Source organism: Bacteroidia bacterium (genome assembly GCA_016218155.1).
Taxonomy (GTDB): Bacteria; Bacteroidota; Bacteroidia; order Bacteroidales; family GWA2-32-17; genus GWA2-32-17.
Window position 1 is genome coordinate 1 of sequence record JACREQ010000111.1, and the last position, 17,798, is coordinate 17,798.

The following is a 17,798-nucleotide window of genomic DNA, read 5'->3' on the forward strand; positions in this document are numbered from 1 at the left end:
AGGAATATTTTCCTCTGCAGTAGGAATTGACTGTGCATTGGCTTTGTGCAATAAAACAGTCACAAGAATTGCAGCAATAATATATGTATAAAAAAATTTTATCATTATTCAAAAATAAGAAAAAACTTAATATCAAAGTTTTTGATTTTAATATTTTGACATAATTTAATAGTTTACAAACATTTAATTTTTATTTTTCAACTAAATCAATAAACTCAAATTTGTTTCCAAAATATTTTAGAAGCAAAATTAAATCATCTAATTTAATAACTAATGAAGCTGTATTAATATTAGGATGAAAACTAATAGTTTTACTTTGCTTAAGGTTCTCATCAATAAATACGTGAACCTCATGACCTTTATCATTTATTAACCCAAAAGGAGAAACTGAACCTGGCGTAAGTCCGAGATATTTTAGCATTCTTTCTGGCGAAGCAAAAGAAATTTTTCCCTGTTTAAGAATTTTTTCAAGTGAATGAATATCAAGATTTTGTTTATGCTCTAGAATTACAAGATAATGCTTATTACCTTTATGATTTCTGAAAAATAAATTTTTACAATGAGATGAGTCAAGATCTTTCCAGTATTGCATGGCTATTTCAATTGTAGGCGCTGGAGGATGCTCATGATAAATAAACTGAATCCCGAGCTCATTTAGTTTTTCGTACAATTCAATTTGTCCATTCATAATTTAAGTTTTTGCAATTTTTGAAAAAATATTCAACTTTACAAAATGGTTGCCACAAACAAAAACACATTTTTTTCTAAAACCATTCAATATTTTAAAGGAGATAATTTAATTGCATTAACTATTGTAGTTATTGCTTCCATTTTAAGGTTGTATAAGCTAAATAACATCCCTTTTACCCTAGATGAACTCAGTGCTTTATCAAGAACAAATTATGATTCAATTAATTCACTTATTGATTTAGGAATACTTAGAGACGGTCATCCGGCTGGAATTCAGATTTTTCTATTTTATTGGGTAAAATTTTTCGGTTATTCAGAAATGTCGGTAAAACTGCCATTTATTTTATGCGGCATTGCTTCAGTATGGCTAATTTTTATTATTGGAAAAAAATGGTTTAATCCAACAGTTGGATTACTTTCATCAGCATTTATTGCAACTATTCAGTTTACAGTAATGTATAGTCAAATTGAGAGACCTTATGCATCAGGATTATTCTTTTTTCTATTATTTATATATTTCTGGTCTCAAGTTGTTCTCGAAAAAAGAGATAAAATATTTTACTGGATTGGTTTTTCAATAACAGCTGCACTTTGTGCCTACAATCATTATTTCACGCTATTTTCTGCTTTAGTAGCTGCTATCACTGGCACTTTGTTTTTAAAAAATCTTCTTCTTAAAAAATACCTGATATTTTGCTTTATTGCTAGCTTACTTACCTTACCACATATAAGTATTTTTATTACGCAATTATCACATGGTGGATTAAACTGGCTTCCAAAGCCTAGAAGTTCATTTTTTATTACATACTTAGAATTTGTTTTTCATTTTTCAATTTGGGCAGAAATATTCTTTTTAGTTATAACTGCTATCGGAATTTTTCTATTTGTTAAGAACAGTAATAAAAAAGACAAAAATGCATTAAGAATAACAGGATTAATTTGGCTAATTTTACCAATTGTTACAGGATATTTATATTCAATTTACGGGAAGCCAATTTTACAATATTCTGCATTAATTTTTTCTGTTCCCTTTTTATTTATTGTTGCCTTCTCCTTTTTCCCACCTCTAAAAGTTAAAATCAATATTATTTTAGTTTTATTAATTTGTTGCATTAACATTCCCACATTAGTGATTGGAAGACAATATTATAATTTCTTTTATAATCAAAGCTATGATGCTATTGCAATAAATCAAATAGCATTAATGGATTCATTAAAACAACCGGTATCATTGCTAATTAATGGTTATGAACCATTTTATCTTAAATATTATACATTAAAGTATCATCATAAAATACCATGTAATCTTTATGTTTTTGATATGCTTAATAATATTGGCTTTAAAAATTATATAAAAAAATTACATACCAATTACATTGCAATTGTTCATGTAGGAGTTATGCCACTCCAGAATTACGATATTGCTCAATCAGAGTATCCATACTTTGTTAAACGATCTGTAGGGTTTGGTTACGAATGGTATGTTTTTTCAAAATTACCACAAAATAATATTTCAAGATTTTATTTTGAAACAAATAATTATTTTGACAAACAACTTGTTGATTGGTCTTTTAATCAGGCAAATATTTGTATTAGTCCTACCGATTCCACTAACTATTGTTATAAATTCAGTGAAGGTGAAGAATGGGGACCAGGTTTTAAAGGAACTCTACAAAAATATAAATGCAGCAAACATGATTTTATTAATATCACAGTCAAGCTTTACTCTGAAAATATTCCTAAAGATGCAACAATAGTTTTAACATTAATGGATAAAAATGACAGTCTAATATCATGGATTGGAGCATCATCTAAAGATTTTTATTATGTTAAAAATAAATGGCAAACAATAAATTTAGCTGCCCGCTTAACTGATATTAATTTACCAAAAGATTCTGTTTATTTTAATACATATATATGGAATGTGGGAAAGTCTCCAATATATTTGGATGATTTCTGTGTAAGATTTGAAAAAGGAAATCCCTTTATTTATGCAATTACCACTGACTTTTAAAACCTTTAATTATTTAGAAGGAAAAAGTCCATGAATCTCAGCATCAATTTTATTGATAATTTCTCTTAAATCTTCAGGTTTCTGGCTAAAATTAATTTTATCAATATCCACTACTAATAATTTGCTGATACTATAACCTGAAATCCATGATTCGTAACGCTCATTAAGTTTTTTAAGGTAATCCAAACGTATTCCGCTTTCATACTTCCTGCCTCTGCTTTGTATTTGTTCTACTAATCGTGGAACAGAAGCACGTAAATAAATAAGCAAGTCCGGTGGTTGAATTAATGATGTCATTAAATTAAAGAGAGTAAAATAATTTTCAAAATCTCTTGACGACATTAATCCCATAGAATGCAGGTTGGGTGCAAAAATAAAAGCATCTTCATAAATGGTTCTATCCTGAATAACAGTTTTTGCTGACTTTCTTATTTCAACTATCTGGCTAAATCTGCTGTTTAGAAAATAAATCTGCAAATTGAAAGACCAACGGTGCATGTCTTCGTAAAAATCATTTAAATATGGATTATCTTCCACGTCTTCGTAATGAGCTTCCCATTTGTAATGTTTTGCCAACATCCCTGTAAGCGTGGTTTTACCTGATCCGATGTTACCTGCAATGGCTATGTGCATTCCCATTTTTTGTGCTTTTTTTAATATCCGAAAATACAAATTATTTTATCACTAAAAGTTTTTTTTAATTAACAACTAATCGCATTTTCTGAAAATTTTTCTTTAAAATAATTATAGCTTAGTTGTTAATATTAAAAAACAATATTTCATTATCGTTTAAAGCAATCATTTTGTCTTTAAAAACCGAAACTGATTTAATTTTTAAATCAAGATTAATTTCCTGAATTAGTTCATTCTTAATAAGTGAATATGAGCAAAGTTTATTTTCTGACAAATAAATAATGTTATCTCCTATTATTTGGAAATAATTTATTTCAGTAATTGGAATCAATTTTTTATATACTCCGAATTTATCAAAAAGCAGCAATCCTGTTTTTGGAACCGACATATATATAATATCATTATTTTCTAACAATTTTACAGGAATATTTTCACTTTTGTTAAAAACAGACTGAATAATAGTCCCTTTCCTGTCTGCTTCTAAATTACCATTTAGATGAATAAGTTGTAGCATTTGCGAATCAAATATCCAGAAGCCTCCCGAATTTGATGTGCAGCAAATATTTACCTGACTATAACCTGAATTATCAAGTTCTATTGGACTTCCTATTTCTGAAAGCTTATTTGACAAAAAAATAACTTTATTAAACTCTTTAAAAAACAGTAATATTCTCATCGGATCAGTAACATCTACCATTGAGATATTGCCCAGAAAGGAATTAGAATAAGAATAAAGTTTTTTGCCTTCACTGGAATAAAGAATAAGATTGTTTTCTTTTACTGTATATATATTACCTAATGCATCGTTTAATACAATATCAGCATTTGCACTAACTTGCATAAAAGGGTTTAACTCTGTTGAATTAAGTATAACAAATAACAGTATTAATAATAAAACTTTCATTAAATAATCTTGTTTTTTAATGCTAACAGTTCATCAATATATTCGCGGTGATTCGCAAGTCGTGGTATTTTGTGCTGCCCTCCAAGTTTTCCTTTATCCTTAAGCCATTTGTAAAATGTTCCATCAGGTAAAACAGTAACTTTTGGAAAATCTAAAGACATATTTCTATATCTCTTTGCTTCATAATCAGAGTTAACAGATTTTAAAGCATTATCAAGTATCTCCATAAAATAGTCAATACTTGACGGAGGTGTAGAAAATTCAAAAAGCCACTCGTGTGCACCTTTTGAGCACTCTGTCATATATACCGGTGCTGCAGTGTATTCTCTGATTTCGGCATGAGTTTTTTCGCTTGCAATTTTAATTGCTTTCTCGGCATTCTCGATTATAAGTTCTTCGCCAAATGCATTTATAAAATGTTTTGTGCGCCCTGTTATAACAATTTTATGCGGATACAAAGAGGTAAATTTAACCGTATCACCAATAATGTATCTCCATAATCCGGAATTTGTGGTAATTACCAATGCATAATTCTTTCCTTGTTCTACTTCACCAATTGTTAGCACCTTAGGATTTTCTTTTCCAAATTCCTCCATAGGAATAAATTCATAAAAAATCCCATAATCTAGCATTAGCAACATATCACGAGTATTCAAATCATCCTGAATTGCAAAAAATCCTTCCGATGCATTATATGTTTCAAGATAATTCATCTTATCAGAAGTGAACAACTTTTTAAACTGCTCTCTGTATGGTTCAAAGCTAACACCTCCATGAACAAAGACTTCCAGATTTGGCCAGATTTCGGATAAATCTTTTTTATTTGTTAATTCTAAAATGCGTTTCATTAAAACCAATGTCCATGAAGGAACACCGGCAATACTTGTAACATTTTCTTTTATTGTAGCATGAGCCATTTTTTCTATTTTGCTCTCCCATTCGTCCATTAAAGCTATTTCAAGATTTGGGGTTCTCAAAAATTCTGCCCAAAAAGGTAAGTTCTGAATTAATACTGCCGACAAATCGCCATAATACGATTCATTACTAAATTCATTTATTTGATGACTACCACCAAGCCCTAAGGTTTTACCCTTAAATAACTCATAATTTGGACGCTGGGATGAAAATAGTGCAATTATATCTTTACCACCTTTAAAATGACAATCTTCTAATGCTTCTTTACTAACAGGAATAAATTTACTTTTATCATTTGTTGTACCAGATGATTTAGCAAACCATTTAATTTCTGATGGCCATAAAATATTCTGTTCGTTTTTACGTAACCTTGATATATAAGAAGTTAAATTTTCATAGTCTGACAATGGCACTCGATTTTGAAATTCCCTAATTGATGTTATACTTTCAAAGTTATATTTTCTTCCAAATTCTGTTTCACGTGCTTTTTTGAGTAATTTATAATTCATTTCCAACTGAACATCAACCGGATATTTACGAAATAAATCAATTTGAGTCATTCGTTTAATATGTAACCAACTGATTAGAGATTGAAGAATTGCCATTAACTTAATTTTGTTTATACAAACTTAAAATTTTTTATTTTAAATACAGTCAAAAAGTTTTTTGTTTCTCGATTGGTTTATACATTTGATAAAAAAATATTTAAAATGAATTTTATTGATTTAGTGTTAATTATTCCTATTTTATGGTTCGGCTATAAAGGCTTTACCAAAGGTTTTATTATTGAAATTGCATCATTAGCTGCATTAATGCTAGGACTATATGGCGGAATTATTTTTTCGGGATTTGTTGCAGGATATATTTCGAAATGGTTTGAAATTAAATCAGATTATGTACCATTGATTTCATTTTCAGTCACATTCTTAATAATTGTAATAATAGTTTTTTTAGTTGCAAAAGGTGTTGATAAACTTGTAAAATCTGCTGCACTTGGTATACCTAACAAATTAGCCGGAGCAGTTGTTGGTGCTGCAAAAACTATTGTAATAATAAGTGTACTTCTTTTACTTGTAAACAAATATGATAAAAATGGATTATTCTTAAAAGAAAATATAAGAAACAATTCACTTCTTTATAATCCATTAAGTGAATTGGTTGTAAAAGTTTATCCCTCTGTAACTGAAACTTTAGGAAATGTTCTAGAATCAGAAAAAAAACCCGAAAAAAAAGATGAACTTAAATAAAACAGTTGTCAGTTTATCGTTTTATAAGTTTAACTTTAAAATTAATCCTAAATCGAAAATCCTAATTCCTAAATCCAAAAATGTCTTACTGGTTCGAACTTGGTTATGCCGGATTATTTTTTGCTTCTTTTTTAGCAGCAACAATAGTTCCTTTTAGCTCAGATGCAGTAGTAGTTGGAATGGTAACTGGAGGATATGATGCATTCTGGTCAATAACTATAGCTACAATAGGTAACACTCTTGGAGGAATGTCGAGTTATGGTTTGGGTTATCTTGGAAAATGGGTTTGGATTGAAAAATATTTAAGAATAAAAAAAGAAAGACTTGAAAGAATGCAGTTACGGATAAAAAAATATACAGGGTTAGCTGCCTTTTTAACATGGCTTCCTATTATTGGAGATGTTATTGCCGTTGCATTGGGACTCCTTAAAATAAACGTTTATAAAGTAACTATATTCATGACTGCAGGAAAATTAGCAAGATATATTGCAATAGTATATTTGTGGGATATTTTCTTTTAGTAGTTTTGCAAAAAAATAAATTATGGAAATTGTATTAAGCGGAATTCGCTCAACAGGAAATTTGCACCTTGGAAATTATTTTGGTGCCATGAAAAATTTTGTTAGAATGCAGGAAGAAAGTAATTGCTTTTTCTTCATTGCAGATTATCACTCTTTAACAACTCATCCAACACCAGAAAATTTATTTGAAACAACAAAACAGGTTTTAGTAGAATATTTAGCTTGTGGTATTGATCCTGAAAAATGCACTTTATACAGACAATCTGACATACCCGAAATTCCCGAATTGTATCTTTTGTTAAATATGAACGCATACATGGGCGAACTAGAACGTTGTACAACTTTTAAAGATAAAGCCAGAAAACAACCAAATAATGTAAACTCAGGATTATTAACCTATCCTGTTTTAATGGCTGCCGATATTCTTATTCACCGTGCATTAAAAGTGCCAGTAGGAAAAGATCAGGAACAGCATTTAGAAATGACAAGAAATTTTGCAGCTCGTTTTAACAGAATGTACAATGTTGATTATTTTCCGGAGCCAACTGCATATAATTTCGGTCAGGAGTTAGTAAAAATACCTGGATTAGATGGCTCTGGCAAAATGGGAAAATCAGAAGGTAATGCAGTTAATTTAGCCGATGAACCTGAAGTAATAAGAAAAAAAGTTATGCGTGCTGTAACTGATGCAGGTCCAACAACCCCAAATCAGGAAATGGTTGAATCGATAAGAAATCTTTTTACACTTTTAAAAGTTGTTTCAACACCAGAAACTGTAACCTTTTTTACAGAAAAATATAACGATTGCTCAATTCGATATGGTGATTTAAAAAAACAACTTGCAGAAGATATTATTAAATTTACAACACCAATTCGTGAGCGAATAACTGAATTAAAAGCAGACAATGATTATTTACGTAAAGTAATAAATCATGGTGCTGAAAAATCAAGGATTAGCGCTACTAAAACAATAAATGAAGTTAGAGAAATTATTGGGTTTAGGAAGTTTTAATCATTATTAAATTGCCTTTTAAGGTAATCTTCTGTTAGTTTTTTCTTGTCAATTTTATGGCTTGTACTATATGGAAAATCGGTTACTATATCTATATCACCGGGAATCATATAGTAAGGTAAAGATTTTTCTAGAAATGGTAATAGTATTTTATTAAGCTCTGTTTTATCAATTGCAATTTTAGGAATAACAAAGCTTACTATTTTTTTTACTTCATTATTTCTTCTAAGTCCAACTGTTGCTGCAGAAGAAACTACTTCGTTTTTGCAAATTGCATTTGTTATTTCGTTTAACTCAATTCTAAATCCATGCATTTTTATCTGGTCGTCGTTTCTGCCATTGCAAAAAAGCATATTGTCTTCGTAATAAGCTAAATCGCCAGTTCTAAAGGCACGCTTACCATTATGTAAAAAGAATTTTTGCTTGTTTAATTCCTCGTTGTTAAAATAACCTACAGAAACATGGTCACCAACAATTACCAATTCACCTTCTTTTTCTTCTGAATTCTCAGTTTCGATAAGAATTTCGCATTCAGGTTTTGGATAGCCAACAGGTAGCGGATTATATTTGTCTATAATTTCTTTTGTAATTTCTATTTGTGTTGTAGCAACAGTTGCTTCTGTTGGACCATAGGTGTTATAAATTATTGCATTAGAATATTCTTTGTATAATGTTGCAGCTGTTGTATGTGGGAGTGTTTCGCCACAAAATAAAAAATATTTTAAAGAATTTAATCTTGAATCGTAACCGATTCTGGCATAAGTAAGAGCAAATGAAGGAGTAGAAACCCAGATTGTACCTTGATGTTTTTCTACTCTTTGCATTAATATTTCAGCATCTTTGGTTATTTCAAGATCATTTAAAAGTAAAGTAGAACCTAATACACCAAAGGTCATTACTTCATAAACAGATAAATCGAAACTGAAATTAGCAATATTAATAAATACATCTTTTGACGAAAATCCGAAATCATTAGCCATCCATTTTGTAAATGACTGAACAGCTTTAGTTGAAATTTGTACTCCTTTTGGCTCACCTGTACTGCCTGATGTGAAAATAATATAGATTAACGGATCAGGGCTTATATTATTTGATAAAATTGGAGTTGAATCTTGTTTCTGGATGATAAGTTCATTTGGCTTTACTTTAACTTCAGTTGTGTTTTCAAAATCAAGAAAATTATCGGTGCAATTTAAAACGATATCTACTTTTGCTAATTGTTGGATAGTTAAAATGCGTTGTTTAGGGTAAATAATATCAATGGGTATGTATGTAATGTTAAGTTTCATCATTGCATACATTACTTTAATCATTTCTACCTGTTTGTGTCCATAAAGAATAACAGGTTTTCCAAGCTTATCCCAATTCTGTTGTTTAAAAAATAAACAGATATTATTTACTTCAGTTTCGAATTGAAGCCATGTTAGTTCTCTGTTTTTATCAATTACTGATAATCTATCCGGTTCAATAGATTGTTCAATAAACTCTTTTTGATCAAAGCAAAATCTCATAAAATTAATTTAAAAATGGAAATCTTCCGCTAAAAACATATAGTGCAAATGCAAAAGTATTAAAAACTAAGATAATGCTAATTATTTTAATTGCAATAGGATTCATATCTCCAAAAATAATATCCTTTCCTTTTTTCTTACATTGAATTATGTAGGTGTTGTGAACTGCTGAGAATATCCCTAACAACGTTCCGCTTAAAATGTAATTTAACTTAAATCCATTCCAGCAACCCATTAAAAGAAAAGTTAATATTAGTGCAATATTTTGTCGTAATACAGGATATTTTTTCAAACTCTTTTTTCTGGTTAAAAACATATATAAAGGAGTGAAAAAATAGTCTTTAAGCCATTCTCCAAGACTTATATGAAATCTTCTCCAGAAGTCTTGTGGGTTAACAGCTAAAAATGGATTTGTAAAGTTTACGGGCACATTAATTCCCATCATTTTACCAATTCCTAAAGCCATAAACGAATAACCAGCAAAATCGAAAAACAGATAAAAGTAATAAGAGTACATATTGTTAAACATGTGCAAAATTTCCTTACTTGTATCAGGATAAATGTTCAACCAGTATCTATCAATAACCTCAGCAATAATAAACTTAAATGCAATTCCTTTTACAAGGGTATTCCAGCCAATAATGAAATTCTCTGTATTAATAGCTAAAAACCCAATATCCTGAGAAGATTTAAAACGACTATATTTATCTATTGGTCCGATTAATAATGTTGGAGTAAAAGACAGAAAATTTGTATAGCTAATAATATCTGCCATCTTTTCATTTGGGGCTTTATCCATATAATAGCCCATAATTCTAAAACTTGCATATGATAATCCTGCAAATGATATTATGTTATTCAGATCAAATGGGTAAAAGTCAAAGTGTATATTAAATTTTACCAATAGCATTGGAAGAAGCAGAAACAGTATACCCCAAATCTTTTTTTTGATTTTGAAAACATCTGCAATAAGATAAGTAATAAAGTATGAAAATAAAATTAAAGCAATAAAATGAAATGGTTTAGGGTAAATAACAAATAAGAATAATAAATTTAATGTAGCGAGTAAATATTTATAATATATTTTAGGGAAAATATATTTTGCTCCTGCCATTGTTCCTATAAACATGGCCATTACAATAAAAAACTCAAAGGAGCTAAATGGGAGCATAATTAAAACTGTTGATATACAAATTGAATTGAAGAACTTGTTTTATTGTTATGGTGATTATTTAATGGCGAATACAATAAATAAATTGATATCGCAATAATTGAATATAATATAATATTTAATAAAAATTTTATAATACTTCTTTTCATTTTGTTAATTTAAATTTTTCAACAATAAACTTATCAATCTTATACCAGCCATATTCTGACATGTGCATGATATCAAACAAAACAGCTTTATCGTATTTTAAAGTATCTGTTTCAAATAAATTAAGATAGCTATAGCCATTAGATTCTATTTCGTTGTTAATTATATTTATTGTAGGTGTTAATTCTTTTAAGTTACTACAGTATATGGGGTTTAGTGGAGATATAACAAAGCACACATTTGTCTGTTTCTTTTTTAATAGTTTAATAAGCATTTTAAAATCTTCTAATTCCTGATTAAAACATTCATTAACAGGTTCAACTTTTCCTCTTTTTCCATGAACATATTCAGTATAATAATTATTGTTAATACCAAATCTGTTATTATTTGAATTTTTAATAATTAATTCTTTTGATGATGTAAAAAGACTGTCCCAGTTAATTTGGATGTCTTCTGATATAAATGGAAATTTATTTATTGGGTTTAATGTTATTCTTTTTGGTTGTATCTTTTCTTTAAGTTCTATTAATAAATTGTCGGATAAAATAACAGGATAAAACAATATTTTATGAATAAAACTAGAAGTTGAACGATGTTTAAAGTTCATTAATTTTATTTCAAGATTAGGAGAGTTAAATTCATTATATAATTGAGAAACTCTCTTGTTTTCATATGCAGTAAATTCAGTATCCTTTTTGTTATTGTTAATTGTTTTCAAGAACCACTCAGAATTATATTCCAAAAAAATTGCAGAAGAAGTTCCTTTTGATGATTTTGACTCGAACCAGCCTGGAGATAGAATTATTACAATGTTTGCATCTTTTAAACGTTTTTCGTTTGCAAGTAATTGCGAATATATTGAAAAACACTGGTTGCCAGCATGTCCTATACCAACAACTTTTGTTTTAAAATTATTTGAAATAAAATTATAAGGTATTGCTTCTGTTGAATTACTAAGCTCAGATGAGCCTAACATAAATATTGTTTTAGAACTATCGTTATCTAATAGGAACCTATCTTCATAAAATTGATTAGCCTGAAAATTTTCTATATATAAAGAAGAAGAATCTGAACTATTGTTAACGTTGTTATGAAGTAATTCAGAGTTTAAATATTTGTTGAAAAAGTATATGAATGCAAAAGCTAAAAAAAATGGAACAAGATAAATAATCCCTACCTTTTTCATTTTTTTAATTTAAAGCTTTTTTAAAGTTTCAATAATAATATTTATAGTGTCAAAGTTATCTGGACTAATTAAGTGTTGCGGAATGTTTTTACCTGTTTTTTCTTCAATAGAAACTAATAAATCAACAACAGTGATTGAATCTAATACTTTCGATTTAATTAACGAATCGTCAAAACCTACTTTAACAAAAGCAAGGTTCATTATTTCATTTTGTATAAATATTTTTATGTCGTCCATGCTCAATTTTGCTTAGTCTAAAAAATAAAAATTTAGCAAATATACTTAAACCTGATTAAAAATAAAGCTAAAATATTGTGACTATAGATATGAACTTCTCAAAAAAAGGAGAATTATTAATTATAATTTTATAAATAAAAAATAGCTTTATTTAATTCCTCACCTGAATTGGGACTCCAAGCATTACATTCATTTTTACAGCTACACCATTTTGAATTGAAGGAATAAACTTTTTCTTTTTTATCATATCAACCACAACCTCATCTATACCAAATCCGACTTTTTTCAAAACAACCACATTGGCAATTGAACTATCGGGAAGTACATCAAGGCTGATTGTCATTTCATCCATTATTAAGTTTCCTTTAGTTGCATCAGGCCATTTTATATTCTGATAAATATACTGCACCAATGCCTGATCACCGCCCGGGAACTGCGCTTCCTGATTTACAACTACCTGTTGATTAATCTGCGAAAAACCGGTATAAGCTATTCCTAAAAAAGTAATTAAAACTAAAAATTTTTTCATAACAGTTACAATATTTATTTACATCATGCAATCCTTTACAAATATAGGATTTTTTATCATATATTAAAATATTTGATTGTTTTCTAAAACACATAAACTGTTTAATATCTACAATTTAGCCATTCAACTAAAACGGTTTATATTGTTAAAAATCATCCCTATACGTTTATCAATAAAAAACGAATTTTAGTAAACTTTTTATTAAAGTCTGCCAAAAAAATTAAAAATGTATATATATTGATTATATCTTTGTACCGGTTAAACACCATTATCGGTTTTCATAGTTTGTTAGTTGTTTGGGTTAATGAAAGTCGGTTTCCTCCCGGAAGCCGACTTTTCTATTCATAATAGATGTACTTGTAGGTAGTTTTTTCCATTAGATTATCTTCTTTCATTAAATCTCCCTCTTCGTTATATTCAAAACTCTTACTATATTCCATCATACCCATAGCATTTACTTTTTGCTCTTTTACAACCTTACCTTTTTCATTATACTCTAATTTATATAAAGTATGATCACCGTATTGCTGTTCTGAGATATTTCCATTAGCATCATATCTGAAAATTGCCCAATCTATAGTATCTCCGGATGGGTTTAACATAATTCTTTTTACAAGATTCATGTTTTCGTCATAAATATATTTTGTTTCTGAAATCATCTGCGATTTTTCAAACACCAGCTCTTTTAAAATATTTCCTTTTTCATCGAACTCATATAAATGTTGTTCTACTAATTCATCATTTTCTGATAAAACAGCATTCTCAACAATATGTCCCTTATCATCAACTTTAACCCTTACCTTACCTTCAAATTCACCCTCGTCACTTACTTCTGTAACAATTGTTGTTTTATTATTATCTTGTCTGGAATAGGTTTTAATTGTTTTAGAACCATCTAAATATTCAACAATAATTTCAGTAGGCAACCCATTACTATCACGATGAATAGCTGTTTTGTCATTAACTTCACCATCTTCACCAATATTTATTTCTTCAACAATCAACCCCTCTTCGTTGTATTTTGTTAAGGTTTTTTCTTCTAGCGAATCAGATGAAAAATATCTCTCTCTAGCAATCTCCTTACCATTTTCATCATACTCATGACATTCCTTCATATAAGTTTCATCGCCATTATCTACCCATGCCTGTATGCTTTTTATCTTTTTCATTATATTTTGTTAAATTTCTATTTTCAGTTTATTATTCTTATAATCAATAATTGCATTATACTTTTTCAAAAAAGTACCACCAATCAAACCAATTACTTTTTTATTTGTAAATTCACTATACAATGTATTTATATGAATCAAATCAATTAATACTGCTTCAATATTTTTAAACAAATACCTTCCAAAAAATATTTTATTAATTATTACTGGTACTGCATTAAGTGATTCATTTGTGATACCCGATGATTTTATGTCTTTTACATTTAAAAGTGATTCAGAATAATCCATAAATGTTTCTTTGTCAAAAGCAGACATTGAAGCACCTGTGTCAATAATTATATATCCACCAATATTTGAATTAATCCTTGATTTAATCAACATATGGCAACCACCCTGCTCTACTTTTAAAGGTATTAGTGGAATTGTAATCTTCATTTTTATTTTTTGGTAAAATTATTGAAATTCTTCTAAAAAGAAATTACAATTCAAAATTAATCTTCAAGATGTCCGAATTTCCCGGAATAATAATCATCAATTGCGTCTTGAATTTCTTTATCAGTATTCATTAAAAAAGGACCATGAGCAGCAATTGGTTCATTTATTGGCTCACCACTTAACACTAAAAATGTACAATTTGTTATTGCAGTAAAAACAACCTCTGTTCCTTTATTCTTAAATAAAACAAAGTTATTCTCTGGAACTTTCTGTTCATTAATTACGGCATCACCTTCAATCACTAAAATTCCAGTATTATAATTCTCGGGTAATTCTATTTTTAATGACGATCCGGCATTTAACTTTATATCATAAACATTCATTGGCGAAAAAGTATAAGCCGCGCCATTTATCCCATTAAAATTACCTGCTATAACATTTACGATTCCTTTATTATCAGGTAAATTAAACTTACCAAAATTGTTATATGTTATGGGTTGGTATTTTGGATTTGTCATTTTATCTTTTGCCGGTAAATTAACCCAAAGTTGTACCATCTGAAATGCACCACCTTTTTTATTAAAGTCTGTTTCGATGTATTCTTTATGTAATATTCCCGAAGCTGCTGTCATCCATTGCACATCACCTTCTCCTATTATATCGTGGTTCCCGGCACTATCATGATGCTCAACTTTTCCATGATAAGCAATAGTTACTGTTTCAAATCCTCTGTGAGGATGAACTCCAACACCTCTTGGCTTTTCACTTGGAGGTAATTCCATTTTTGCATTGTAGTCAAGCAGAAAAAAGGGCGACATTCTGCTTTCTGATCTTAGTCCACCAGGGAAAAAACCATTTACCTTGAATCCATTTCCAACCCAATGATGTGGTGGAGGTGGAATTATTGATTCTATTTTTTTAGGTTTATTTGATGTTTGATTCATATTATTTCTAAAATAAAGTTTATTAAATATAAGCATAGATTTCAGTTAATATAGTAATGAATTGAATATTTAACAATAATTTACTTTTATATTTTGTTATTATAATTTTAGGTAGGCTTCTTATCAAAAAAATAATAAAGTAAGAATTGACTTTATTCACTTGTAAGAACTTAAAGTATTTACCAATTAAATAATTTCAAAAAATTATATTTTAATTATCTTTGCACAAAAAATTAATAACATGAGTGAAACAATGACCGAAACTTTAAATTATAAAGTAAAAGACATGACTCTAGCTGATTGGGGTCGCAAAGAAATTAAACTTGCCGAAACCGAAATGCCGGGACTAATGTCATTACGTAAGAAATATGGAGCTACAAAACCATTAAAAGGAACACGTATTTCTGGCTCTTTACACATGACCATTCAAACTGCAGTTTTAATTGAGACCCTTGCAGAACTTGGTGCTGATGTTCGTTGGGCAAGTTGTAATATTTTCTCAACTCAGGATCATGCTGCTGCTGCAATTGCTGCTGCAGGAATTCCTGTTTTTGCATGGAAAGGTGAAACCTTAGAAGAATATTGGTGGTGTACAATGCAGGCACTTACTTTTCCAAACGGACAAGGACCAACATCTATAGTTGATGATGGCGGTGATGCTACAATGTTAATTCACTGGGGAATTAAAACTGAAAAAGATCCTTCATTTGTTGATTCTCCTTGCTCATCACACGAAGAACAAGTAATTAAAAACCTAATTCGTGAGCAAACTAAATTGAATGGAAAAATCTGGAGCCAGTTAGCAAAAGATATTAAAGGTGTTTCAGAAGAAACTACAACCGGAGTTCACCGTTTATATCAGATGTTTGAAAAAGGTGAATTACTTTTCCCAGCAATTAACGTTAACGACTCTGTTACAAAATCTAAATTCGATAATTTATACGGTTGCCGTGAGTCTTTAGCAGACGGCATTAAACGTGCTACTGATATCATGTTAGCTGGTAAAGTTGTTGTTGTTTGCGGTTATGGCGATGTTGGAAAAGGATGCGCTTTCTCAATGAGAAGCTATGGTGCAAGAGTTATTGTTACTGAAATCGACCCAATATGTGCACTACAGGCAGCAATGGAAGGTTTTGAAGTTACTACTTTAGAAAAAGCTCTTCCTGAAGGAAACGTTTTTGTTACCACTACTGGAAACAAAGACATCATTAAAGCAGAACACATGCAAAAAATGAAAAATGAAGCAATAGTTTGTAACATTGGACATTTTGATAATGAAATTCAGGTTAACCAACTTGAAGCTCTTCCCGGAATTAAAAAAGTAAATGTAAAGCCACAGGTTGATCAATATATTTTTGCTGACGGACATTCAATTATCTTATTGGCAGAAGGTCGTTTGGTAAATTTGGGTTGCGCAACAGGACATCCATCTTTTGTTATGAGTAACTCCTTTACAAATCAAACCCTTGCTCAATTAGACTTCTATTCTAAAAAATATGAAATTGGAGTTTACAGACTTCCAAAATATTTAGATGAAGAAGTTGCCCGTTTACATTTAGAGCATATTGGTGTAGTTCTTACAAAACTTACTCAGGAACAGGCAGATTATATTGGTGTCCCAATTAACGGACCATACAAACCTGATCATTACAGATATTAAAAAATATATTTTTATAAAGTTGACGATTATGAATTTGATCATTTTCGTCAACTTTTGTTTTTATAGCTATTATCAGTTCATTCATTTAAAAAAAATAATAAATTTGCATAATTATTATTTAATTTTCTACTAAACAGACATATGAAAATTGCACTAGTTACAGGTGGTTCAAGAGGTATTGGCAGAGCAATTTGCACAAAATTAGCTTCAATGGGTTATCATGTTTTGATAAATTATTTAAACAATGAAACCGAAGCTAAAAAAACTCTCGATAATGTTATAAATGCCGGTGGATCCGGTGAAATATTACGCTTTGATGTTAGCAAATTCCCAGAAGTTGAGACTGCTTTAGAAAATTGGCAACAATCTAATCCCGAACAATATATTGAAGTATTAGTAAATAATGCAGGTATTCGTAAGGATTTCTTAATGATCTGGATGGAAAACAGTCACTGGAATGATGTTATAGATACAAACCTAAACGGCTTCTTCTATCCAACCCGTCTTTTACTTAAAAACATGATCGTTAATAAATTCGGAAGAATAATAAACATTGTTTCTCTTTCAGGATTAAAAGGTTTACCAGGGCAGGTAAATTACTCGGCAGCTAAAGGTGCAGTAATAGCAGCAACTAAAGCACTAGCTCAGGAAGTTGGTAAAAAGAAAGTTACTGTTAATGCAATTGCTCCCGGATTTATCAGTACAGACATGACAGTTGATTTAGACGAGCAACAATTAAAAGCAATGATTCCGTTAAATCGGTTTGGAACACCCGAAGAAGTTGCAGAATTGGCAGGTTTCTTAGCTTCAGAAAACTCTTCTTATATTACAGGAGAAGTAATTTCAATTAACGGAGGCTTATATACATAATTA

The 17,798-nt window shown here is 29.5% G+C and carries 18 protein-coding genes; 6 read left to right on the top strand and 12 right to left on the bottom strand.

Going from position 1 to position 17,798, the window contains the following annotated elements; genetic code table 11:
- Nucleotides 1-190 precede the first annotated feature (190 nt).
- Nucleotides 191-688: a prolyl-tRNA synthetase associated domain-containing protein gene (locus HY951_18635; protein MBI5542080.1), complete on the bottom strand. Its 498-nt coding sequence runs from the start codon at nt 686-688 to the stop codon at nt 191-193.
- Nucleotides 689-733: 45 nt separating this feature from the next.
- On the opposite strand from HY951_18635, the gene HY951_18640 reads away from it, so the two are divergent.
- Nucleotides 734-2,704 (top strand): glycosyltransferase family 39 protein, encoded by a 1,971-nt coding sequence (locus HY951_18640; protein ID MBI5542081.1) that lies wholly within the window; start codon nt 734-736, stop codon nt 2,702-2,704.
- Between the two features lie 9 nt (nt 2,705-2,713).
- Here the strand turns inward: HY951_18640 and HY951_18645 are convergent, their stop codons facing one another.
- The 3 genes from HY951_18645 to HY951_18655 all read right to left on the bottom strand — a co-directional run bounded on the left by HY951_18645 (nt 2,714) and on the right by HY951_18655 (nt 5,761).
- Nucleotides 2,714-3,337: a deoxynucleoside kinase gene (locus HY951_18645; protein MBI5542082.1), complete on the bottom strand. Its 624-nt coding sequence runs from the start codon at nt 3,335-3,337 to the stop codon at nt 2,714-2,716.
- Between the two features lie 118 nt (nt 3,338-3,455).
- Nucleotides 3,456-4,241, bottom strand: a complete 786-nt coding sequence (locus HY951_18650) for a hypothetical protein (GenBank protein MBI5542083.1) — start codon at nt 4,239-4,241, stop codon at nt 3,456-3,458.
- On the bottom strand, nt 4,241-5,761 hold the full coding sequence (locus HY951_18655) for a GH3 auxin-responsive promoter family protein (protein ID MBI5542084.1): 1,521 nt from the start codon (nt 5,759-5,761) through the stop codon (nt 4,241-4,243). The genes HY951_18650 and HY951_18655 overlap by 1 nt, the downstream gene beginning before the upstream one ends.
- Nucleotides 5,762-5,866: 105 nt before the next feature.
- On the opposite strand from HY951_18655, the gene HY951_18660 reads away from it, so the two are divergent.
- The 3 genes from HY951_18660 to trpS all read left to right on the top strand — a co-directional run bounded on the left by HY951_18660 (nt 5,867) and on the right by trpS (nt 7,936).
- Complete coding sequence (locus HY951_18660; GenBank protein ID MBI5542085.1) at nt 5,867-6,403, top strand: CvpA family protein; 537 nt, start codon at nt 5,867-5,869, stop codon at nt 6,401-6,403.
- A gap of 80 nt (nt 6,404-6,483) precedes the next feature.
- Nucleotides 6,484-6,924, top strand: coding sequence for a DedA family protein (locus HY951_18665; GenBank protein ID MBI5542086.1), 441 nt, complete (start codon nt 6,484-6,486; stop codon nt 6,922-6,924).
- A gap of 22 nt (nt 6,925-6,946) precedes the next feature.
- Nucleotides 6,947-7,936, top strand: coding sequence for a tryptophan--tRNA ligase (gene trpS, locus HY951_18670; protein ID MBI5542087.1), 990 nt, complete (start codon nt 6,947-6,949; stop codon nt 7,934-7,936).
- Here the strand turns inward: trpS and HY951_18675 are convergent.
- The 8 genes from HY951_18675 to HY951_18710 form a co-directional block, all read right to left on the bottom strand.
- A complete protein-coding gene (locus HY951_18675) occupies nt 7,933-9,447 on the bottom strand; it encodes an AMP-binding protein (protein ID MBI5542088.1) in 1,515 nt (504 codons plus the stop codon). The genes trpS and HY951_18675 overlap by 4 nt on opposite strands.
- Before the next feature lie 4 nt (nt 9,448-9,451).
- A complete protein-coding gene (locus HY951_18680; protein MBI5542089.1) occupies nt 9,452-10,618 on the bottom strand; it encodes a D-alanyl transfer protein in 1,167 nt (388 codons plus the stop codon).
- A 145-nt stretch (nt 10,619-10,763) separates the two neighbouring features.
- Complete coding sequence (locus HY951_18685) at nt 10,764-11,951, bottom strand: hypothetical protein (GenBank protein ID MBI5542090.1); 1,188 nt, start codon at nt 11,949-11,951, stop codon at nt 10,764-10,766.
- Between the two features lie 9 nt (nt 11,952-11,960).
- Nucleotides 11,961-12,188 (bottom strand): hypothetical protein, encoded by a 228-nt coding sequence (locus tag HY951_18690; GenBank protein MBI5542091.1) that lies wholly within the window; start codon nt 12,186-12,188, stop codon nt 11,961-11,963.
- A gap of 151 nt (nt 12,189-12,339) precedes the next feature.
- Nucleotides 12,340-12,717 carry an energy transducer TonB gene (locus HY951_18695; GenBank protein MBI5542092.1) on the bottom strand — a complete coding sequence of 126 codons (378 nt, stop codon included), beginning with the start codon at nt 12,715-12,717 and terminating at the stop codon, nt 12,340-12,342.
- Nucleotides 12,718-13,055: 338 nt separating this feature from the next.
- Nucleotides 13,056-13,886, bottom strand: coding sequence for a hypothetical protein (locus tag HY951_18700; GenBank protein MBI5542093.1), 831 nt, complete (start codon nt 13,884-13,886; stop codon nt 13,056-13,058).
- Between the two features lie 9 nt (nt 13,887-13,895).
- Nucleotides 13,896-14,321 carry a hypothetical protein gene (locus tag HY951_18705; GenBank protein ID MBI5542094.1) on the bottom strand — a complete coding sequence of 142 codons (426 nt, stop codon included), beginning with the start codon at nt 14,319-14,321 and terminating at the stop codon, nt 13,896-13,898.
- 56 nt (nt 14,322-14,377) lie between these two features.
- Complete coding sequence (locus HY951_18710) at nt 14,378-15,265, bottom strand: pirin family protein (GenBank protein ID MBI5542095.1); 888 nt, start codon at nt 15,263-15,265, stop codon at nt 14,378-14,380.
- Nucleotides 15,266-15,506: 241 nt separating this feature from the next.
- Between HY951_18710 and HY951_18715 the strand changes: the two genes are divergently transcribed.
- Together HY951_18715 and fabG are read left to right on the top strand one after the other, a co-directional pair.
- Nucleotides 15,507-16,925: an adenosylhomocysteinase gene (locus HY951_18715; GenBank protein MBI5542096.1), complete on the top strand. Its 1,419-nt coding sequence runs from the start codon at nt 15,507-15,509 to the stop codon at nt 16,923-16,925.
- Between the two features lie 141 nt (nt 16,926-17,066).
- Nucleotides 17,067-17,795, top strand: coding sequence for a 3-oxoacyl-ACP reductase FabG (fabG, locus tag HY951_18720; GenBank protein ID MBI5542097.1), 729 nt, complete (start codon nt 17,067-17,069; stop codon nt 17,793-17,795).
- Nucleotides 17,796-17,798: the final 3 nt, after the last annotated feature.